Annotated in this window: 16 protein-coding genes; all 16 read right to left on the reverse strand. The window is 48.1% G+C overall.

Features of this window, described 5'->3' with window-relative positions; genetic code table 11:
* Nucleotides 1-64: 64 nt before the first annotated feature.
* Entirely contained in the window at nt 65-664 is a 600-nt protein-coding gene (locus ACR9Y8_RS11600; protein WP_481213428.1) for a hypothetical protein, read from the reverse strand.
* A gap of 71 nt (nt 665-735) precedes the next feature.
* On the reverse strand, nt 736-1,476 hold the full coding sequence (locus ACR9Y8_RS11605; RefSeq protein ID WP_481213429.1) for a hypothetical protein: 741 nt from the start codon (nt 1,474-1,476) through the stop codon (nt 736-738).
* 89 nt (nt 1,477-1,565) lie between these two features.
* The gene (locus tag ACR9Y8_RS11610; protein WP_481213430.1) at nt 1,566-3,008 is read right to left on the reverse strand and encodes a hypothetical protein; all 1,443 of its coding nucleotides are present in this window, start codon (nt 3,006-3,008) and stop codon (nt 1,566-1,568) included.
* A gap of 64 nt (nt 3,009-3,072) precedes the next feature.
* Nucleotides 3,073-6,270 carry a TonB-dependent receptor gene (locus ACR9Y8_RS11615; protein ID WP_481213431.1) on the reverse strand — a complete coding sequence of 1,066 codons (3,198 nt, stop codon included), beginning with the start codon at nt 6,268-6,270 and terminating at the stop codon, nt 3,073-3,075.
* A 147-nt stretch (nt 6,271-6,417) separates the two neighbouring features.
* On the reverse strand, nt 6,418-7,374 hold the full coding sequence (locus ACR9Y8_RS11620) for a FecR family protein (RefSeq protein ID WP_481213432.1): 957 nt from the start codon (nt 7,372-7,374) through the stop codon (nt 6,418-6,420).
* Between the two features lie 685 nt (nt 7,375-8,059).
* Complete coding sequence (locus ACR9Y8_RS11625) at nt 8,060-8,986, reverse strand: hypothetical protein (RefSeq protein ID WP_481213433.1); 927 nt, start codon at nt 8,984-8,986, stop codon at nt 8,060-8,062.
* Between the two features lie 248 nt (nt 8,987-9,234).
* Nucleotides 9,235-10,641: an APC family permease gene (locus tag ACR9Y8_RS11630; protein ID WP_481213434.1), complete on the reverse strand. Its 1,407-nt coding sequence runs from the start codon at nt 10,639-10,641 to the stop codon at nt 9,235-9,237.
* Between the two features lie 101 nt (nt 10,642-10,742).
* Nucleotides 10,743-11,360, reverse strand: a complete 618-nt coding sequence (locus ACR9Y8_RS11635; protein ID WP_481213435.1) for an OmpH/Skp family outer membrane protein — start codon at nt 11,358-11,360, stop codon at nt 10,743-10,745.
* Between the two features lie 143 nt (nt 11,361-11,503).
* Nucleotides 11,504-12,220 (reverse strand): DUF4397 domain-containing protein, encoded by a 717-nt coding sequence (locus tag ACR9Y8_RS11640; protein ID WP_481213436.1) that lies wholly within the window; start codon nt 12,218-12,220, stop codon nt 11,504-11,506.
* A gap of 127 nt (nt 12,221-12,347) precedes the next feature.
* Nucleotides 12,348-16,646 (reverse strand): DNA-directed RNA polymerase subunit beta', encoded by a 4,299-nt coding sequence (rpoC, locus tag ACR9Y8_RS11645; protein ID WP_481213437.1) that lies wholly within the window; start codon nt 16,644-16,646, stop codon nt 12,348-12,350.
* A 115-nt stretch (nt 16,647-16,761) separates the two neighbouring features.
* Entirely contained in the window at nt 16,762-17,973 is a 1,212-nt protein-coding gene (locus ACR9Y8_RS11650) for a DNA-directed RNA polymerase subunit beta (protein ID WP_481216224.1), read from the reverse strand.
* Nucleotides 17,919-20,570 carry a DNA-directed RNA polymerase subunit beta gene (gene rpoB / locus ACR9Y8_RS11655; RefSeq protein ID WP_481213438.1) on the reverse strand — a complete coding sequence of 884 codons (2,652 nt, stop codon included), beginning with the start codon at nt 20,568-20,570 and terminating at the stop codon, nt 17,919-17,921. The genes ACR9Y8_RS11650 and rpoB overlap by 55 nt, the downstream gene beginning before the upstream one ends.
* Before the next feature lie 198 nt (nt 20,571-20,768).
* Nucleotides 20,769-21,146 carry a 50S ribosomal protein L7/L12 gene (rplL, locus tag ACR9Y8_RS11660; RefSeq protein ID WP_481213439.1) on the reverse strand — a complete coding sequence of 126 codons (378 nt, stop codon included), beginning with the start codon at nt 21,144-21,146 and terminating at the stop codon, nt 20,769-20,771.
* Nucleotides 21,147-21,301: 155 nt separating this feature from the next.
* Nucleotides 21,302-21,817, reverse strand: coding sequence for a 50S ribosomal protein L10 (gene rplJ, locus ACR9Y8_RS11665; RefSeq protein WP_481213440.1), 516 nt, complete (start codon nt 21,815-21,817; stop codon nt 21,302-21,304).
* Nucleotides 21,818-21,859: 42 nt separating this feature from the next.
* Nucleotides 21,860-22,552, reverse strand: coding sequence for a 50S ribosomal protein L1 (gene rplA / locus ACR9Y8_RS11670; RefSeq protein WP_481213441.1), 693 nt, complete (start codon nt 22,550-22,552; stop codon nt 21,860-21,862).
* A gap of 47 nt (nt 22,553-22,599) precedes the next feature.
* On the reverse strand, nt 22,600-23,043 hold the full coding sequence (gene rplK / locus ACR9Y8_RS11675; RefSeq protein ID WP_481213442.1) for a 50S ribosomal protein L11: 444 nt from the start codon (nt 23,041-23,043) through the stop codon (nt 22,600-22,602).
* Between the last annotated feature and the right edge of the window lie 134 nt (nt 23,044-23,177).

Genomic DNA, 23,177 nt, shown 5'->3' on the forward strand with positions numbered 1-23,177 from the left:
AACTGGTGATGATTGTTTCATAACAGGGTTCTCAATATTTTCAGTTGTTATTTGCTTGTTAATCTCAGTGTAATAACACCTCTTTCAGGTGATATATCTTATCTGCCGGAGAATATATCCTGACATCTTTGACAACGGTGTTCCTGCCTACTCCCCGCAGCAACAGGGGCATACCGGTTATCCTTACGTGCTTCAAAACGCCTGAGCTGTCATTCGGCAGACGGCCGCCATAGGTGAAGCTTTTACCATTCAGCTCCAGGCTTTTTTCCACCGTGCTAACAGCTCCTTTGTCTGGCGCTTTGCCAAGCAATACGATTCCACTAGTACCGGTCTGCCGGGTAACCGTATCTTTCCATATGAAATGCACAGGCTGATCAGGTATTCCACCGGCTATTATTTTTGTACCGCGGGTAACTACCAGACCTCCGCCACTGCCTTTCTGGCCGGGGCGTACTTCTACTATAGCGCCCGGTTCGATGCTCAATGTGGCCTCGTTGGCCAGGTATACCCAGCCATTGATATACCAGCGGTGGGTATTCGTCAATAAAGTATTCTCTGAAATAATATGCGGCAAAGTATCTGTTAAGGGTATGCTTGCCGTTTGTATTGACAATGGTTCCCGTACGTTTTCTTCCTTTTCACAGGCAACTGTGCCAATACACATTATACCCATCCATATAACAGGCCGCATAACATGATATGACAACTTGAACTTGCACATAAAATAATAATGAATTACAGGTCTATCTGGGTTATAACAACATCTCCCCCGGTATCATCCAACCTGAAAATATAACTGGCTCCGCCATACACCTGCGGAAAGATAAACCAGTCTGTTGCCGCGCCGGGTTGTATAATAAACTCACCGGTGGCTGTATTTTTTAATTTTCCAACGTAGATGTTTGGCGTGCCGTCGGCTGTAGCGTAAGGAAGCGTTACGCGCACCGGGGATAATTTTACCTTTGAAAAGTCTTTTATCACCTTACCTGTTTCCTCGATTTCACCAGTGGTAAAATTGAAGAAGCATACATGCAGATCCATTGACGGATAAGCGTCATAAAAGCCGCTTAAATTGTTCAGGAACTGTACGGCCAGTGAATCAGGAGCAACGCTTCCTCCAGCCACAAATCCTGCCAGGCCTAAATCTTCACTGTATGCAAAACGAAAGTCCAGCCCAGCATTGGCTGCTACATTGATCGATGTATCTGCCAGCAGCGAATCTGTACCCGCTTTAAATATCTGCAGCTTACCTCCCTGCGCCTGCAGCACAAATTGCTCCGTTGCGTTTGGCAGTATATGATTATTATTCAACTGCTTTCCCTGGAAACGCACATCTATCTCAGGCGTGTTCGGGAAAGACAGGAGTGTTACTGATACTTTTCCATAATAGTATTCTTCGGGCAGTTCACCTTTCTTGCAGGAGCTGATCGTCAAACCTGCAAGGATCAGTACAAAAACAAAAAGTAAAGCGCGCATGAAATGAGTGATGTTTTTTAAGTAATAACGTATAAGGACAAGCCTTATACGTTATTACGTTTAATTAAGCAATTTCAAATAAAGAACTCTTACTGAAGCCTTGTCCAGCCATTAGCCCAGGTAGTTTGGCCAGTCGGGAATGCACCGGCAGTTTTAGCCGGAGACAGCGCGGTAGGCACATAGTTAGCTATAGCAGAACGGTTGAACGGATTTGTCAGCAGGATGTTGCCATTCGGGTTAGTGCTGATATAAGCCTTGTTGGTAGTACCAAAGATGGCATAGTTATACACTGACCAGGGGTTGCTGATAGCAAAGTTTGCACCTGTTGCGGGGGTACCGTTGCTTTCAGAGATATACGGAGACAGTGAAGAACCGCCGGAGAAGAAAGCATGGCTGTAGGTGTTGGTGATTTTAGAAGTACCAGCCCTGAATTTAGCAGGAGTAGTACCAGCTGCGCTATCCAGAGAAACACCAAAATTGAAGCCCAGGAAGATAGAGTTAGAAATTTCGAACTCAGCGTTCCTTCTCAGGTGAGCTGCACGGCCACGTCTGCCAGCGCCAATGGTGCTGGTTGCTGAATCAACTGTACGTACACCAACAATAGTTACGAAATTGTACTTGGGGTGCGTAGTGATAGCAGTAGTAGTTCCACCAGAGTTGTTGTCGCTTTCAAAACCATTTGACTGGCTGATGTCGCAACGCAGCGTATCTGCCAGACCTAAAGCATAGGTGATAGAACCAGAATAACCGTTATCAGTATCGAAAATGTCATCCAGAGCGTCTACGGCAACCAGGTGAGAAGCATTTACTGTACCGCCAAAGAATTCAAAGGCGTCATCTTTAGATTTGAACACTTCTACGAAGTCGATAGTAGTACCGCTACCAACACCACCCAGTGTCAGGCCGTTGATCTCGTTGTTGGGAGACAGCTCAAAACCAGCCCACTCGATACGAACGTATCTCAGGATACCGGAGTTGTCAGCAGGGTTTGTCTGGGGGAAACCAGAACCGCCATAAGTAGCATCAGCAGGAGGATTGCTGGGAACGCCTTCGATCTGAACGCGGCTAGCGTGGTTAGAAGGAGCGTTACCCAGGAGGATCACACCAGACCAGTCACCGGATTTGGGGGAAGTAGCTGCTGAAGTGAAGATGATCGGGGCAATAGAACCGTCAGGCTTTAAACCATCAGCCAGGATCTTTGCTGCACGGGTAACAACCAGACCACCGCCAGGACCGCTGGTGCTCAGATCACCGCGGATAGTAGTACCCGGCTCTATGATCAGCACGTCAGCTGAGTCTACATAAACCAGGCCGTTCAGGTGCCAGGAGATACCACTGGTAAGACGGATGGTATCTTTAGTACCGTGGCCAGTTCCCAACACACCGCTCAAAGTGGGGTTTGAAGGAATGATCTGGGTAGCAGACACGGGGCGATCAGCAACAGGCTGACCTTCTTTTTTACAGGAGCTCACTAATACAGCTCCCAGTACAGTGGCAGACATGATAGTCAGCAGTAAGGGTTTTCTTTTCATGGCTTTTTGTCGCTTTTAAGGTTAAAAATGAATACCTGATCAGGATATATGTTGGATACGTATCTCAAAACCTGTAGCTCAATGTCGTACTGTATGTACGACCGGGCTTCGCCTCGTAGTTGATCACGTCTTCGCCCGCTTTATATGAGAGCTGGCTGGTAGATGGATCTTTCTTGCCGGAGTTAATCTCGCTGTCTTCATACCTGTTTGCATATACGACAGAGTAGCTGTTAAGTATGTTGCCAACATTCAGCTTAAGCTCGCCACGTTGTTTCAGGAACCGTACGGCTATTTGTGCATCCAGCGCTTTCAGCGGCCGTTCGAAAAGGGAGAAGGCGTAATTTTTGTCGGGACGGAACATCCGATTGGTTACGCTGTTGTACACTAAACTGAATGAAACGGGTTTGATATCGTAGTACAGCCCTGCATTCACCATATAGTTGCTGGCGCCTGTTTGCGGCCTTTTTTCCTCTTTCCGGATTGTTTCAACGGGGACCACCTTCAAAGGATTATTTGGGTCTATTCCATTGTAGTTAATATCCATTGACGTTACACGCGCATCCAGTGCAGTGAAGTTGCCATAAAGCGTTATATTCCTCAGTACGGGTACGTTGGTAAATGCAAGTGACTTACGCACCTCTACTTCCAATCCATAGTTTTTTGCATCCTTATTGTTCTGCAGTTTAAAGATCCCTCCGCTTTGCTCGTCATTGTATATCTCCATGGGATAATTGAACTTCTTATAGAACAATGAAAAAGACAGGATCTCTCCTGGGCCGGGATACCACTCATAGCGGAAATCCAGGTGATGGGCCGTGGTAGATTTCACCAGCTCGCTCACGTAGGCGCCGCCGAGTTCAAAATCATATTCACGGAAGAAGGATAGCTCCCTCAGGTCAGGACGTATAATACTTTTTGAATAGGCCAGGCGCAGGTTCATATCTGCGGTAAGGCTATAGGTCAGGTTGGCAGAAGGGAAGATGTTCCAGTTCGGCTCCCTGTTGCGCAATGCCGTAAAATCATAATTACTTCCGCCTCCCCTGCTCTGGTTGATCCAGCGTTCCAGCGAGTCAAGACCAGCATTGGCTTTATTAAGGTTATAGTATTCGGCTCTTACACCCCATATCAATCTCAGTTTGGTACCGATCTTACTGTCAAGCATGCCATACACTGCATGCAGAGCGGCTGTGCGGTGAAAGTCATCACTGAAGTCGCTGTAGGAAAAGCCCACATTATTCTGTGCGGAAAATGCCTGGGCAAGCGGCTGATAGTAGCCACCATGATTGCTAAAAGTAGTGCCGACATTTACTACATAAAATAAGCGGTCTTTGCCCCAGCCTCCATAGCCTGCTTTAACGGTATTGGCAACGGCGGTTTTCGCTACATTGAATTGAAAAGGCACAGATACTGCGGCGTCCCAGGTATAGTTATTTTCCATTGCACGGCTCCACCAGCGCAAAGCACCTGCCGAAATACCGCTGCTATAAGCGCTGAGGATACTATACTCATTTAGTACGCTTGAATCATTTCTGACGAACTCCGTGGTAAGCTGGTGATTATCCGGCTTCTGGCGATCCAGCCTGAGGTAGCTGCCGGACCATTTGAATTTGATCCCTTTGTCGCCAATAGCATGCTCTCCCTTTAACTGGTTCTGCCAGAAATTAGTGTAGGTGGCCAGGTCATAATAGCCCAGTGCATAACCCCTGGAATTATTTGTTCCGCTACCCACTATCAGCTGCTGGTCAAGCGTGCGCAGATAGATGCTTTGGAAGCCAATACGGTGCCGGCTGTTCCTGTAACCTACTCCCAGCAGGCCACCCAGGTTAGTGGTAAATCCATATCGTTGTCCTTTGTAAGCGGCGTAATCTGACGCGGGGGCGCCCACAGCGGCTTCAAAATCGTCCCGGCTCATTCTTACATCCTGCGTGGCCAGCGTATTGCGGTAGCTTAAAGAAGCTACTAAACCGAATTGATCATTACGCTTTCCCGGCAGTATCCTGCCAAGAGATACCTGGTAGTTCTGTGATGGCTGCGCTTTAAACTGGTGCAGCCCCCAGTTGTTACTGAATGCAGCCGCATCTTTACCGGCCATCTCATTGAACTTTGCGTGTATATCGGCTTCACTCTTCCAATCCAGGCGTCCCAGCAGCTGCCGATGATCAGACACGCTGCCAAAATATTCCTTGCCTTCCAGCTTTGTTGATAAAAAGTCCTTGCCGGTAGTTTTACTGTTAATGCTTCCGCCAACGCTGATATTCAGAAAATTGGCATTAGGGATATCCAGTGTATTTACCTCCACCAGTCCGCCGCCAAATTCTGCGCTGCGATCAGGTGTGAGTGTTTTTACCACCGTAACGTTATCTACTATGTTGGAAGGGATCACATCAAAGCTAAAATTCTTCCTGTTCAGCTCTGTGCTGGGCATGATCTGCCCATTCATTACAGCCTGGTTGTAGCGTTCACTGAGGCCGCGCACCACAACATATTTATTGTCCATGGTAGACAACCCGCTCACGCGCTTTAACACCTCACCGATATTTTTATCCGGTGTACGGCTGATCTGCTCTGAGCTGATGCCGTCGGTAATGGCTGCATTGTTCTTCTGGATGGCGTACAAACCTTCCACGGAAGTACGCTTGTAGCTGGCGGTCACTGTTACCTCTTTCAGGCGGGAACCGCTGCTTTTCATGGGAAGATCCAGTGAAGTGATGTTCTTTTCCGTTACTACTACATCTGTCACCTTACGGGTGTCATAAGAAATATAGCTGAATGTAAGTGTATAGGTACCTGGTGCCAGGGTCAGCTCATAAGTGCCGTCTACATTGGTAACGGTGCCGCCTTGTCCGCCCTCTACCTGTATAGTAACACCGGGCAGGGGCTCATTTTTGCTGTCGACTACTTTACCCTTTATACGGCCTTTCTCATCTCCTGCCACCCGCTCCTGTTTACCCTTGCGTAAAGCGACCGTTCTGTTGGTATATGCAATATCAACGGGGGTGTACTGATCCAGATAATGTAACACCTCTGCCAGGGTATTATCCTGGAACTTTACTGAGGCCAGTGCGCACTGGCCCAGATATTCCGGGTCATAGATAAAAGTATAACTTGTTTGTTGCTGTAAAGTCTTTACCACAGCGGCTGCAGTAGTATGCTGCATATTTACATGCACCTTGTCTGTCAACCCCTTATACGATTGCACCGCCAGTGCCACCTGGCCTCCCCCTCCTAAAAAACACAACAGGGAAATCGACCATCTTTGCATGATACCCCTGTTAAAAAATCTCTTTGTAGATTTTTGCATACTTTTGGCTTGCTTTTAAGTTAAAAATGAATACCTGGTCCGGGATACCCGGCCGAAGAAGCACTGCCTTTGCAGTGCTTTTTTATTGTCTTATTGTCTGAATGGTTATTACTTCTTAGTTACAATATAGGTGCTGTCTGATAGCTTGTATGAAAAGCCATATACATACTGTAAAGTGGCAAGTATCTGTTCCAGGGTTTCATTGGTGGCAAACGAGCCAGATACCTTTCTTTTTGCCAATTTTTTATCTTCCATTATTATGCGATACCCAAAATGACTTTGCAGTTTGGCAAAAGCATCTTCCAGGTTGGTATTTTCAAATATCAGCTTCCCGTTTTTCCAATCCAGTACTTCCCGCATATTAAAGCGGGCAACGGGCCCCAGCGGCGTTCCCTTCTTATATAACAACATCTGCCCCGGGGTAAGCACATAGTTAAAATGAGCTGCGCTTACTGCTACCTTACCGGTTACCAGGCTTACGGCAATACTGCCATCCGCCTTATTGCCGGTGGCAATATTAAATGAAGTACCAAGAGCGGTGGTTACCAGCTCACCGGTATATACCCGGAAAGGACGTGCATCATCGCGGGCTACTTCAAAATAAGCTTCTCCTTTCAACCACAGTTCCCGCGTGGTATCGTTATAGCTGCCGTTATAGGCCAGCTGCGCATTTGCATTTAACCATACTTTAGAGCCGTCCGGCATTGACACCAGGCGCATATTACCGGCAGCGTTATAAATAGTATCCCATTGCACAGCCGCAATCTTCGTCTCCCTGCCTTGCCGCGATTGCCACAGCCAGGTGCTTACACTCAGCATTACCAATGCTGCTGCAGCTATGCTATACCATTGTCTATATATTTTAACAACCTTTTTGGGAGCCGGTGCCGTTGTGGCTGTTTCAACCATTGCTGTCTCCTGCTCCACCTCCTTCCAGGTGTTCATGAAGAAAGCATCCAGTGCGGGCGTTGATTCCTGCAACAGGTACGTCTCTACCTGCGCTGCTTCTTCTGCCGTACAGGCGCCTTTAAAATATTTTTTCAGTAGTTGTTTATCCACATCCATGATTACTTATTGAAGCCCGGTATTATCCACATAGTTACAGAAAGAGTACGTTTGCCATAACAGGAGATACTAAGGGCCTGGGTGGAGTTTACAATTTGTTAATACAGCAGGGTCACAGGTGGGGCATATCAATAAAAAAGCGTAAGGTGGATACCTTACGCTTATTGTAAAAGATTGTCATGTGAATGTTCGAGAATGCAAATCGTGTAGGCTTTTAATGGTTATGTTGGGGCTAGTACCTTCATTTTTTAACCACCTAGTTTATAAGTTTTAATATGTTGGCAACATATGCAAATAGTAATACTACCAGGCATTAAATATTGGCATAGTTGAGTTTTATTACTTTTTTTAAGTTGATGAATGTATGATATGATCAGAGATACCCAGGAAGCACAAATCGTCATAACATAGCACTTCAAAGCTGGCAACGGGTTTTCTTTTCATACGTGTCTTTAATCTATCCAGGGTTACTCACGTCAACTTCTTACGGGTTCCTAACGCTGTTGTATGTGCAAATTACACCACACCACTGTAAAAAATACCGCAGTAAGTAGTTTTTTCCACGATTTTTGCTACAACTTTTGTGTTAAAACTGATAGGTTTTTGTCCATTTTAGCTGAAAAAATATGCCACCCTGAAAACGATCAGGATGGCATATGTTAATACTGCTTATCGATTAATCAGCTTAGAACTTAGCAGCAGTAGTATCGCCGCCATGGCCACATTTCCAAATGATCTCGCCTTTTACAGCTACAGTTGGATCGTTGTAGAGATTGGCCTTGTAGGAGATCAGGAATTTGTTTGAGTCAACCACCTGATCAAAGTAAGTCCAGCTTCCTTTAGGATCGTTGTAGTTGTTCGTCAGTGATTGCAGCAGATGATGAGGCTGGGTATTGATATAGCCGAGCATTTCCATCAATTGTGTACCGATACCGAAGTCAATTGCCTGCTCATAGATACCGCCTTTGATAGGCTTGCTGTAATCATACGTATACCTGATAGATCTGGCCGTGTCGCCCTGCAGGTAAATCCTGACTACGTTGTCATAACGGTCATACTGGTAAACATTCACGCTGGGAGCAACAACCTGGCTGGGCGCATAAGACAGTTTAGATAACCTTCCTTTGAAGTCATAAGAATATTTCTGGTACTCAGTAGCCCAGGGAGCTTCACCGGGGAAACGCTTGTAAATAACAGCGCTTACCGGTTGATCACAATTATTCAGCTTCGCTGCGATCAGCGTGTCTCCCACCTCGTTCAGCATGTACATGCGATGGCCAGCATAATAGATCCCACCTTTAAACTCATGGAAGGACCAATGCATACCCATATAGGCATCCAAATAATTTACACGACCGTCTGCTCCATAAGTTTTAGTGAACTTGAAAGGCTGCGGATAATGTACACTGTAGGAAACGTCATTTCCCGGAGAAACAAGCAGGGTACGGATGTCGCAGGCAGGTTTGGGACAAAAAACACATGCCGCAGCAACCTCTTCTTCCGCTTTCAGGTTGTTGTAGGCTTCTTGTTCGGGCTTTCTGCAGGCATAAAGTAACAATAAAGCCATACCGCCAATAATAACAGGGCGCAAGCTTCTAAACTTGTGTTGCATACAAGATGTTTTTTTAGGTGAATAAATGAATGAATATGAAAAAGAAATAGCTGTAGCTATAGGGCTATCGGGGTGCTTCTAATAAGAGGATCGTGGATGTGGATATGTGGAATGCCAGCGAAATTAATTAATAACAGATACAAAATATAACTGCCCTTGTTATATTAATATTAAGCTAATTATTAACCCCCTCTCCAACCAGAATGATCATTTGGCCGAAGAGGGGGAAATATTTTATTTACAATCGACTATTTGCGCTTTCCAATATAATAAAGGGGAATGCCCAACAAAATAATACCCAGGCCAGGCAAAGTATAGTTAGCTTCAAATATCAGCAGCAATAAAGCCAGGAACACCGCCACCACGATGTATAACATGGGCAGCACCGGGTAGCCGAAAGCTTTATACGGACGGGGCACATCAGGCTGTTTCTTCCTCAGTATAAAGATGCCCAGTATCGTGAGCACATAGAAGATCAATACGCCGAAGATCACCAGGGCCAACAGGTCGCCATAACGTCCGGAGAGGCATAACAGTGAAGCCCATACGCATTGTATCCAGAGACCTTTTGCAGGAACGCTGAAACGGTTCAGCTCAGCGGCCTGTTTAAAGAACAGCCCATCCTGTGCCATGGTATAATAAATCCTGGCGCCAGCCAGTGTAAGGCCGTTATTGCACCCGAAGGTGGATATCATGATCATCACTGCAATGATCAGTGAGCCGCTATTGCCGAAGATATGCTCTGCAGCAGCCACGCCTACACGATCGTTTGCCGCAAAGGCGATCTCATTCATCGGCAGCACGGCCAGGTACATGATATTGGCGCTTACATAGATAATGGTCACGATCAGGGTGCCCAGGAACAGGGAGCGGCCGATGTTCTTCTGCGGATTTTTGATCTCTGCTGCGATAAAGGTCACATTGTTCCAGGCATCGCTGGAGAACAGGGAACCTTTCATAGATACCGCTACAGCGCCTAAAAAGGCCATACCGGAAAGCAATGTGGTAATGGTTTGTCCGTTCACCTGCTGCAGCGACCGGGCAGTCCATGCATTTTGCCAGTTGGCGCTCCACACTTCGTGCTTAGCTCCTATCAGGAATCCGAAGATGATCAGACCGAATAAAGATAAGAGCTTGGCCAGGGTAAATACCGTCTGGATCACCTTACCATTGCGTATCCCCCTGGTGTTGATATAGGTAAGTAATACGATGGAGATAATCGCCACGATCTGTGCAGCAGATACCTTTATAAAGCCGGCATCCCAGAGGATATGCTGTTCGCTGAAAGCAGGTATGAGATAGGCGGTGAACTTGGCAAAGGCCACGGCTACCGCAGCGATGGTACCGGTCTGGATCACGCTGAACTGCGTCCATCCGAAAAGGAAGGCTACAAAGGGGTTATAGGCTTCCCGCAGGTATACATACTGGCCACCGGCCCTTGGAAACATACCTGACAGTTCTCCATAGCTAACGGCAGCAATCATGGTAACGATGCCAGCCAGTACCCACATAACGGTGAACCATCCGGCAGAGCCCACGCTGCGGGCGATTTCGGCTGATACTAAAAAAATGCCGGATCCAATCATGGAACCGGCAACTATCATAGTAGCATCCAATAAACTCAGGCTTGGTTTAAATGAAGCGTTTTGACTCATAAAACAGGTAGATAGAAGTATTAATAATTAATGATCCGCGAGCTGCATTGTTCTGACACCACAAACATCAAAAATATTAATAATTAATTCTTTACTATCACTTATTTTTTCTCTGCGTTCGCTTTATTCAGGCCGTCGATCACCGGAGCGGTAATATCCAGTGATTCATCCTTGTACAGGATATTGCTGGCGCCTGAACGGTAAGAGAAAATGAAGGCGTACTTCTTATCTGAGTTGAAGGTTTTGAGGAATTCATCCAGCCTTTTCTGCAGGTCTTCATTGAACTTGGCTTCCTGCTCCATGTATTGTTGGGAAAGGTTCTGCCTTTTCGCTTCCAACTGCTGCTGTTTTTCCATCAGGGTACGCTGTGCTGCTTCTCCTTCTGACTGTGTAAGCTGGTTGTTGTTAGCCCTGCGCTGGAAATCTGCCGCTTCGTTCTGCAAGGCACGTAAATTAGCTTTCAGCTCATTATCGATGGCCTGCTGTCTTTTCTCCAGCTCTGACTTCTTTTCCTTGAAATATTCATAGTGCGCTTCTACGGAATCAAGATCCACATAGGCTATCCGGGGACCAGCAGCAGTGGCAGGTGCACCTGTATTATTGCTGGATGGGGTGGCGGTATTATTTACATTCTTCCCTCCCTGCTGGCAGGCTACAAATAGTACGGCGGCTAAAAAAGTAAAGCATCCGTTTTTTACAGTTTGTTGAACATTATACATGTTGATAAATGGATTTTTGAACTCCGGTTGAAAACGTTTTAAAGATTTGAACGGCTAAAATAAGATTTTTGCCGGATTCACTTCCGACTTTTAACTTTTTCTAAAAGGATCGCCGGCTCATCGGCAGTAGTGAGATCTGTTCCTTAATGCACGTATTGGAACATTTTAAAAGCGGTGGTCTTTGGATCGCCAGTGGCTATGAAGGTATATACCTTGCCAGCTTCGGCGGTGAAAGGCACTTTTTGTAATGTTTTAGAGGAGTCTACCCAGTTGATGTCCAGGCTATGCTTAACCGCTGTTATTTCGGCAAAGGCGGTTACGCCGAAGTAGATAACACTTTTATAAACGGGTATTGAGGTCGAGTCTTTATAATCCAGGTAAATATCCAGTGGCAGTTGTTGCGTATTAGCGCCTGTACCTACCTGCCTGTAGGGATCACTGAGATCCACTATCCTCATTTTGGCATTGGCCGGAGTTGCCGGGGGTGTAATATCATCTTCGGTGAGCAGTACGCGCGGAACGTTCTTACTGTCTACGGTAAGGAAGGCAGAAAGGCGCTTTCCGTTCGTGAGGTTCAGCTCCCCTCCCATTACAGGCGTGGTATGATTACCGGACTCGTATACCATCAGGTCGTATTTCTGCGCCCGGAATGCTTTATAAGCGCCGGAATTATCTCCATAGGCCATATTACTGCCTACGGCAGCAGTATCCAGCGTGATATCAAACCTGGCGCTGCCGGGTATCATATTAAAGACGAGCAACTCTGCACGTGTATCAGGAATATCACCATCGGTTTTGCTACAGGCAACGGCTGCAGAGAGCAGGAAGAGCACAAATGCAGCACGGATCCAATTTTTCATTCGTTCGTTTTTAGTATAACGTTTTAAGCCTGTTAAGGCATACAAAATAAAGCGATTTACGGCAATCCTGCCAATAAAAAAGTCCCGCCGGTTAGAGCGGGACTTTACACTATCAAACATTGTACAATTACTCTTCTTCGTCGAACTGGAACACCTCTTTGGAAGATGAGAGGATGTCGTATTCTTCTTTGGAGCCTACGATCATATTCTCGAACTCGCGCAGACCTGTACCTGCAGGTATCAGGTGACCGGTGATCACGTTCTCTTTCAGGCCGAGCATATCATCTGTCTTACCGTTGATGGCTGCAGATGACAGTACTTTGGTGGTTTCCTGGAAGGATGCAGCAGAGATCCAGCTGTGTGTACCCAGTGATGCCTTGGTGATACCCAGCAACAGCGGACTGGAAGTAGCCGGATTCGCATCACGGTATTCCACCAGCTTTTTATCTGCGCGGCGCAGCAGGGAGTTTTCTTCCCTTACCTGGCGCAGTGTCACGATCTGACCGGCTTTCAGGTTGGCTGATTCACCGGCTTCTGTCACAACTTTCTTATCGAAAATGTTATCGTTCTCTTCAAAGAATTCGAACTTATCTGTGGTATCGCCTTCCAGGAAGCGGGTATCCCCCGGATCCTCGATGGTTACCTTACGCATCATCTGCCTTACGATCACCTCGATGTGCTTATCGTTGATCTTCACACCCTGCAAACGGTATACTTCCTGGATTTCATTCACCAGGTATTCCTGTACGGCGAACGGCCCTTTGATGGACAGGATGTCCGCCGGGGTGATAGAACCGTCTGACAGCGCGGTACCAGCCTTCACGAAGTCGCCGTCCTGTACCAGGATGTGGCGGGTCAAAGGCACCAGGTACTTTTTCACCTGGCTTTCGCGGCTTTCGATGATGATCTCGCGGTTACCACGTTTAATGTTACCGAAGGTCACCACACCGTCTATTTCAGATACGATAGCGGGGTTGCTCGGGTTACGGGCTTCAAACAGCTCCGTTACACGGGGCAGACCACCGGTGATATCGCGCAGCTTACCGATCACACGCGGGATCTTCACGATCACCTGTCCGGACCTTACAGTGTCTCCTTCATCAATCACGATGTGAGAGCCCACAGGCAGGTTGTAGGATTTAACCTCTTTATTGCCTTCGATGATAATAGACGGGATCTTGTTCTTATCCTTGGTTTCAATTACCACTTTCTCGCGGTGACCTGTCTGCTCGTCAGCCTCTTCACGGAAGGTGATACCTTCTATGATGCTGTCGAAACGGATGGAACCAGCGATCTCTGAAACGATCACGGCGTTGAACGGGTCCCAGGTACAGATCGTATCGCCTTTGGCTACTTTCTGTCCGTCTTTTACCAGCAGCGTAGAACCGTAAGGGATGTTGTTGGTAATCAGGAGACGATCGTTCTTCACGTCCATGATACGCAGCTCACCGGTACGGCCGATAACCACCTGTACTTTCTCACCTTCGTTGTTTTCGTAGGTGGTAGTACGTAAGCCGTCGAACTGTACGGTACCTTCGAACTTGGCGTTCAGTGCAGACTCTACGGAAGCAGAGCCGGCCACACCACCCACGTGGAAGGTACGCAGTGTCAGCTGTGTACCAGGCTCACCGATGGACTGGGCGGCGATGATACCTACGGCATCACCACGCTGGGCCAGGTAACCGGTAGCCAGGTTCTTACCGTAACATTTCACGCACACACCCCTGCGGCTTTCGCAGGTAAGCACGGAACGGATCTCTACGGTTTCTATGGAGCTTTCTTCTATGTGATGTGCAATTTCTTCAGTGATCTCTTCACCGGCAGCTACGATCAGCTCTTCGTTCAGCGGATCATAGATATCGTGCAGGGAAGTTCTGCCCAGGATACGGTCATACAGCGGCTCTACCACTTCTTCGTTGTCTTTCAGCGCTGTAGTAGCAATACCACGCAGGGTACCGCAATCCTCTTCGGTGATCACCACATCCTGTGCAACGTCTACCAGACGGCGGGTGAGGTAACCGGCATCCGCTGTTTTCAACGCGGTATCCGCCAGACCTTTACGCGCACCGTGCGTAGAGATGAAGTATTCCAATACGTTCAGACCATCTTTAAAGTTGGACAGGATCGGGTTTTCGATGATCTCAGACCCTGTAGAACCGCTCTTACGCGGCTTGGCCATCAATCCCCTCAGACCTGCCAGCTGTTTGATCTGCTGTTTGGAACCACGGGCGCCGGAATCCAGCATCATGTACACAGAGTTGAAGCCCTGTTTGTCTGTTGCCAGCTCGCGGATCAGCGTTTCCGTTACTTTGGTATCCACACGAGACCAGATGTCGATGATCTGGTTATAACGTTCGTTGTTGGTGATCAGACCCATGTTGTAGTTATCCCACACTTCATCCACCTCACCGGCAGCACCGTCGATCATGTGCTGTTTCACTTCGGGGATGATCAGGTCATTGATGTTGAATGACAGACCGCCGCGGAATGCCATGCGGAAACCGAGCTGTTTAATGTCATCCAGGAACTTGGCCGTTTTCGGGATGTCGGTGTATTTGATGATGTCACCGATGATCTCACGCAGTGATTTCTTGGTGAGCAGCGCATTCACATAACCGGCTTCCTTGGGTACGAACTGGTTAAAGATCACACGGCCTACAGTTGTTTCTATCAGCTTATTCTCCAGCTCATTTTTAGCCACATTGCGCACATTGGCTTTTACCCTGATGTTCGCATGCAGGTCAACACGGCCTTCGTTATAAGCGATGATCACTTCTTCTGCAGAATAGAAGGCTTTACCTTCACCCTGTACTTTTTCAGTTTCAGTAGATTTACGGCCTTTGGTGATGTAGTACAGACCCAACACCATGTCCTGTGAAGGCAGCGTGATCGGCGTACCGTTCTGCGGGTTCAGGATGTTGTGTGAAGACAGCATCAGCAGCTGGGCTTCCAGTATAGCGGCATTGCTCAAAGGCACGTGCACGGCCATCTGGTCACCGTCAAAGTCGGCGTTGAACGCGCTACATACCAGCGGGTGCAGCTGAATAGCCTTACCTTCCACCAGTTTAGGCTGGAAGGCCTGGATAGACAGACGGTGCAGCGTTGGCGCACGGTTCAACATTACCGGGTGTCCTTTCAGCACATTTTCCAGGATGTCCCATACCACGGCTTCTTTTCTATCTACCAGCTTTTTAGCGGATTTAACGGTCTTAACGATACCTCTTTCGATCAGCTTACGGATGATGAACGGTTTGAACAGTTCAGCCGCCATATCCTTCGGCAGACCGCATTCGTGCAGTTTCAGCTCAGGGCCTACCACGATTACGGAACGACCGGAGTAGTCCACGCGTTTACCGAGCAGGTTCTGACGGAAACGGCCTTGTTTACCTTTCAGTACATCAGACAGTGATTTCAGGGCGCGGCCGCCTTCTGCCTTCACTGCATTTGACTTACGGGAGTTATCGAACAGGGAGTCTACCGCTTCCTGTAACATACGTTTTTCGTTACGAAGGATCACCTCCGGCGCCTTGATCTCGATCAGGCGTTTCAAACGGTTGTTACGGATAATTACCCTGCGGTACAGGTCGTTCAGGTCTGAAGACGCGAAACGGCCGCCGTCCAGGGGCACCAGCGGGCGCAGCTCAGGCGGCACCACCGGTATATATTGCATTACCATCCATTCAGGGTGGTTCTCTACACGGGTATTGGCCTCACGGAAGGCTTCCACTACGCTCAGGCGTTTCAGGGCTTCTGCCTTACGTTGCTGTGAGGTTTCTGTAGCGGCCTGGTTACGCAGCTGGTAAGAAAGGCTGTCCAGGTCTATACGGGCCAGCATCATTTCCACCGCTTCAGCGCCCATTCTGGCAATGAACTTGTTGGGATCTTCATCCGGCAACAGCTGATTGTCTTTAGGCAGCGTATCCAGTATATCCAGGTATTCTTCTTCTGTGAGCAGATCGCCATAGTTCATGCCTTTTTCCTGCTTGGCGCCCGCCTGGATCACCACATACCTTTCATAGTATACGATGGTTTCCAGTTTCTTGGACGACATACCCAGCAGGTAGCCGATCTTGTTAGGCAGTGATTTGAAGTACCAGATGTGTACAACAGGCACCACCAGGCGGATGTGACCCATCCTTTCACGGCGCACTTTCTTTTCCGTTACTTCCACACCACAACGGTCGCACACAATGCCTTTATAACGGATACGTTTATATTTTCCGCAATAGCATTCATAGTCCTTTACAGGGCCAAATATCCTTTCACAGAATAAGCCATCACGCTCCGGTTTGTAAGTACGGTAGTTGATGGTTTCCGGTTTCAGCACCTCTCCATAAGAGCGCTCCAGGATTGCATCCGGAGAAGCCAGGCTGATGGTGATGCTGCTAAAATTTGATTTAGGACGATTTTCTTTTTTAATGGCCATCTTCTATAGCTTTTAGCTGTTAGCCGTTAGCTTTTGGCTATTGGCAAATATTTTTCCGAAATATCATAGAGCTATTAGCCATCAGCTAACTGCTAATGGCTAATAGCTAAAAGCTCTATTCAAACTTCAGGTCCAAGCCCAGACCACGTAATTCGTGGATCAATACGTTGAAGGATTCAGGCACACCAGCTTTAGGTATGTTGTCGCCCTTCACGATGGCTTCGTAAGCTTTTGCACGGCCTACAATGTCATCAGACTTGATGGTGAGCAGTTCCTGCAGGATGTTGGATGCACCGTATGCTTCCAGCGCCCACACTTCCATTTCACCGAAACGCTGACCACCGAACTGCGCCTTACCACCCAACGGCTGCTGGGTAATGAGGCTGTAGGGCCCGATAGAACGCGCGTGCATCTTGTCGTCCACCATGTGGCTCAGTTTGAGCATGTAGATAACGCCCACGGTTGCTTTCTGGTGGAAACGCTCGCCGGTTTCTCCATCCTGGAGGTAGGTGTGGCCGAAGCTCGGCAGCCCTGCCTTTCCGATGAAGTCCGCGATCTCTTCGGTGGTAGCACCGTCGAAGATCGGGGTAGCGAATCTTACGCCCAATTTCAGACCAGCCCAGCCCAGTACGGTTTCGTAGATCTGGCCAAGGTTCATACGGGAAGGTACGCCCAGTGGGTTCAGCACGATATCTACCGGAGTACCATCGCTCAGGAACGGCATGTCTTCGTCGCGTACGATCTTGGCCACAATACCCTTGTTACCGTGGCGGCCCGCCATCTTATCACCTACTTTCAGCTTACGTTTGCTGGCCAGGTATACTTTCGCCAGTTTCAGCACGCCTGCAGGCAGCTCATCACCAATGGAAATGTTGAACTTCTCGCGTTTGTAGCGGCCCAGTTCTTCATTGTATTTGATGTTGTAGTTATGCAGCAGCCAGTTGATCTGGTCGTTGGTAGTGTCATCAGTGGTCCAGCCCAGTGGGTTCACGTTCTGGAAATCAACATTGGCCAGGTTTTTCGGAGAGAACTTGGAGCCTTTGGAGATCAGCACCTCGCCGTAGGTATTGGTGATACCGGCAGATGTTTTGTCCTTCAGCAGTACCAGCAGTTTGCTCATCAGCACTTCCAGCAGGTCTTCTTCGTTCTTCTGGTGAACCTTTTCCAGTTTTTCCAGCGCCGCTTTCTCACGGGTTTTGGAGTTCTTATCTTTCTTGGCGCGGCTGAACAGTTTTTTGTCGATCACCACACCTTCTGTGCTCGGGGGCGCTTTCAGGGAAGCGTCTTTCGCATCAGAGGCCTTATCGCCGAATATGGCGCGGAGCAGTTTCTCTTCCGGAGAAGGATCGGATTCACCACGGGGGTGATCTTACCGATCAGGATATCGCCCTCTTTAATGTGGGCGCCTACGCGGATGATACCATTCTGATCCAGGTCTTTGGTCGCTTCTTCACTTACGTTCGGGATATCCGGCGTCAGTTCTTCCTCACCCAGTTTGGTATCGCGTACTTCCAGTTCATATTCGTCAATGTGGATGGAGGTGAAGAGGTCTTCACGTGCCACACGCTCAGAGATCACGATCGCATCCTCAAAGTTGTAACCTTTCCAGGGCATGAAGGCCACTTTCAGGTTACGGCCCAGGGCCAGCTCACCACCGCGGGTAGCATAGCCTTCTGTGAGGAAGTCGCCTTCTACCAGGTGCTGTCCTTTCTTCACGCAGGGGCGCAGGTTGATACAGGTGCTCTGGTTGGTCTTAACGAACTTGGTCAATCGGTAGATCTTCAGATCGTCTTCAAAGCTCACCAGCTTCTGCATCTCATCGCGCTCGTAGCGTACGTGTATTTCGTTGGCGTCAACGAATTCAACCACACCTTTACCTTCCGCGGTGATCTGCAGACGGGAATCACGCGCAGCTTTTGCTTCCAGACCGGTACCAACGATGGGTACTTCCGGTGCTATCAGCGGTACAGCCTGGCGTTGCATGTTTGATCCCATCAGCGCACGGTTGGCGTCATCATGCTCAAGGAAGGGGATCAGGGAGGCGCTCAAACCTACGATCTGGTTCGGAGCAACGTCCATGTATTCTACTTCTTCCCTGTCGAGGATCGGGAAATCACCGGTTTCGCGGGATTTCACCTTATCATTTACGAAGTTTCCTTTTTCATCCAGTTCGGCATTTGCCTGGGCGATCTTCACCAGATCTTCTTCTTCAGCGCTCAGGAACTGCACCTTTTCCATATCCACCTGGCCTTCCTTCACCTTGCGGTAAGGCGTTTCGATGAAGCCCATATCATTCACCTTGGCGTGTACGCACAGGGTGGAGATCAGACCGATGTTCGGGCCTTCCGGTGTTTCGATGGTACAAAGGCGGCCGTAGTGGCTATAGTGTACGTCACGCACCTCAAAGCCTGCCCTTTCACGGCTCAAACCGCCGGGGCCCAGCGCAGAGATACGGCGCTTGTGAGTAATTTCAGACAAGGGATTCGTCTGATCGAGGAACTGTGACAGCTGGGAGGTCCCGAAGAAGGAGTTGATCACGGAAGACAGTGTTCTTGCATTGATCAGGTCTACCGGGGTGAACACCTCGTTGTCACGTACGTTCATACGTTCGCGGATGGTACGGGCCATACGGGCCAGACCTACACCGAACTGGGCGTACAGCTGTTCGCCCACGGTACGTACACGGCGGTTGCTCAGGTGATCGATATCGTCTATTTCAGCTTTACCGTTGGTCAGTTGTACCAGGTATTTGATGATGGCGATGATATCTTCCTTGGTCAGTACCTTCATATCCAGGCTGGTATTGAGGCCCAGCTTACGGTTGATTTTGTACCGGCCTACGTCGCCGAGGTCGTAACGTTTATCGGAGAAGAATAATTTATCAATGATGCCCCTTGCTGTCTCATCATCCGGCGCATCGGCACCGCGCAGCTGGCGGTAGATGTGCTGAACGGCTTCCAGCTCGGAGTTAGATGTATCCTTATTTAAAGTATTGTAGATAATGGAAAAGTCGCCGCTCACCTCTTCTTTCTGTACGAACACGCTTTTCACTCCCATATCCACGATGGTTTCGATATTGGCTTCGTCGAGGATGCTATCGCGTTCCAGCATGATCTCGTTACGCTCAATACTTACCACCTCACCGGTATCTTCATCCACGAAGTCTTCCACCCAGCTTCTCAATACACGGGCGGCCAGCTTTTTGCCGGCGTATTTATCTAGACTTTTCTTGTCTGCTTTTACTTCGTCTGCCATGCCAAACAGCTGCAGGATGTCCTTATCTGTTTCATAGCCGATGGCACGCAACAGGGTGGTAACCGGGAATTTCTTCTTACGGTCGATGTAAGCGTACATCACGTTGTTGATATCCGTTGCAAACTCCATCCAGGCGCCCTTGAACGGGATCACCCTGGCAGAGTAGATCTTGGTACCGTTCGGATGTATGGATTGTCCAAAGAACACACCAGGAGAACGATGCAGCTGTGATACTACCACGCGCTCTGCACCATTGATAACGAAAGTACCTCTCGGGGTCATGTACGGGATGTTTCCGAGGAATACATCCTGAACAATGGTCTGGAAGTCTACGTGTTCCTCATCGTTACAGCTCAGGCGCAGTTTGGCCTTCAGCGGTACGGAGTAGGTAAGCCCTCTTTCAATACACTCTTCAATCGTATAGCGCGGCGGATCCACGAAATAATCAAGGAACTCCAGATTGAAGATATTGCGTGTATCCGTTATCGGGAAGTTTTCCTTGAATACTTTAAAAAGGCCTTCGTTGTTCCGCTTATCTGGTGTGGTTTCTAACTGGAAGAAATCCTTGAAAGATTGAATTTGGATGGCCAACAGATCCGGTGTCTCCGTCACTTGTTTGATCTTTCCAAAATTAACTCTTTCGTTTGCTTGGGCTTTTTTTAGAGACATATTCGAAGTTAGCAGTTATATGACTTGTATAAATTGTGAACAGAAATTCACAACGTAATCCGGGAAGTTAAGACTTCTTAGTCAATATACCATCAAATCTTACTTTAGCGGGCTGAGAAAAACAATCTTCCCAAAGGGATAAAGGCCAAAAGTGCAAATAGCACTTTTGACCTTAAATGAGGTATATTAAGCAAAGAATTACTGAATCTCAACTTCAGCACCTGCTTCAGTCAGCTTAGCTTTCAGGTCTTCTGCTTCGGCTTTGTTAACGCCTTCTTTAACTGGTTTCGGTGCACCGTCCACCAGTTCTTTAGCTTCTTTCAGACCCAGACCGGTCAGATCTTTCACGATCTTAACCACGTTCAGCTTGCTGGCACCAGCGCTCTTCAGGATAACGTTGAAGGAAGTTTTTTCTTCAGCAGCAGCTGCGCCACCGCCTTCGCCACCGCCGGCTACTACTACTGCAGCAGCAGCAGGTTCGATACCGTATTCGGTTTTCAGTACATCTGCGAGTTCCTGTACTTCCTTAACAGTTAAGCCTACCAATTGTTCGGCCAATGCTTTTACGTCTGCCATTGTATAATGTTTTTTAGATAGTTTGTTTTAAAATGTTGTTTACACCAGAGTGTTTATATAGTGACTTGGAAGCCAAATTGTTGAGCTGTTAGCTTTTGGCTGCTGGCTTTTAGCACGATCAACCGCTAATAGCTAAGCGCTAACGGCTAATAGCTTTACTCCGCAGGAGCGCCCGCTTCTTCTTTCTTTGCTTTTTCCAGCAAAGCGGAAATTACGCGGCTGGCAGGAGACTGCAACAGGCCGATAACTTCGCCGATAAGCTCGTTCTTGGTTTTGATACGCACCAGGGCAGCCAGCTGGTTATCACCGCTGTAGATTTCATCACCAACGAAGGCAGCCTTCAGTACGGGCTTGTCGCCGTTGCTTTCCTTACGGAAAGAAGAGATGATCACAGCAGGCTCTTTCGGGCTGTCAGAGAACAGCAGGGCGGTTACCCCGTTCAGGGCATCAAATACGCCGTTGTATTTCTCAGCATCCAGAGATTCCAGCGCCTTGCGGATCAGTGTGTTCTTCGCCACTTTCATTTCAACATTCTTGTCGAAACACACCTTTCTCAGCTTGTTCACCTGCGCTACGGTCAGAGATTCCGTGTTGGTGATGTAGAAGTTGCTATATTGAGAGAACTTGCCTTTCAGCAGTTCGATAACCTCATTCTTTTGATCTTTGTTCATTGCTTTTCTCGTTTGCAATCAGTCTGCCGGTGGCCTGCCTGATTAGATTTGAACAGATTTAGTGTCTATTATGATACCCGGGCTCATGGTGCTGGCCATAGATAAACCTTTCAGGTAAGTGCCCTTGGCAGTGGACGGCTTCAGCTTTACGATCGCATTGATCAGCTCCTGGGAGTTCTGCTCCAGTTTCTCAGGAGTAAAGGAAACACGGCCGATAGAAGCGTGGATGATACCAGCTTTATCTACCTTAAAGGTGATCTTACCGCCTTTTACCTCGTTCACAGCAGCTGCTACGTCATTGGTAACAGTACCTGTTTTCGGGTTCGGCATCAGGTTACGGGGGCCCAGGATCTTACCGAGCTTACCGATCTTAGGCATCACAGAAGGAGTAGCCACGATCACGTCTACATCGGTCCATCCGCCTTCGATCTTCTGGATAAACTCATCCAAACCTACAAAGTCAGCACCGGCGTTCTTTGCATCAGCCTCTTTTTCAGGCGTGCAGAGCACCAGTACCTTTTTGGTCTTACCAGTACCGTGGGGAAGCGTTACAGAACCACGGATAGCCTGGTCGGCTTTCTTAGGATCAACGCCTAAGCGGATATGCAGATCGACAGAGCTGTCGAACTTAGTACAGTTAATATCTTTTACAAGGGAGGATGCGTCTTTCAGGCTGTACGATTTGTTTTTGTCCACCTTTGCATCAGCCGCTTTTCTTTTTTTAGTAGTTGCCATTTGTCAATGTTTTTGAAGATTTCCCCGTGAGACGAGGGTTGACATAATTAGTTTTCCCAGGGAGCTTTACCGTCTACGGTGATACCCATACTGCGTGCAGTACCGGCTACCATGCTCATAGCGCTTTCCAGCTTAAAGCAGTTCAGGTCGGACATCTTATCTTTGGCGATAGCCTCGATCTGTGTCCAGTTCACCTTACCTACTTTATTACGGTTAGGCTCTTTGGAACCACCTTGCAACTTAGCAGCTTCCAGTAGTTGTACTGCTGCCGGCGGCGTCTTAATAACAAAATCAAATGATTTGTCGGTGTACACGGTCAGCAATACAGGCAGCACCTTACCCATCTTATCCTGGGTACGGGCATTGAACTGCTTGCAGAACTCCATGATATTCACACCTTTGGAACCTAATGCAGGTCCGATTGGAGGTGCAGGGTTGGCCTGGCCGCCCTTTACCTGCAATTTCACATACGTTGCAATCTCTTTTGCCATAATGTTTGTTTTAATTTGGTGAAAACGCCCCGCTCGCTGCGGAGCTCCCAAACTAAAAGGTGTTAAAATTTAACCTTTTAATTAAATTTTGCCTTTTAAAGGGGATGCAAAGGTAGATAATAATATTAAGTTGG

This window comes from Chitinophaga sp. SVR4-12A (assembly GCF_056754765.1).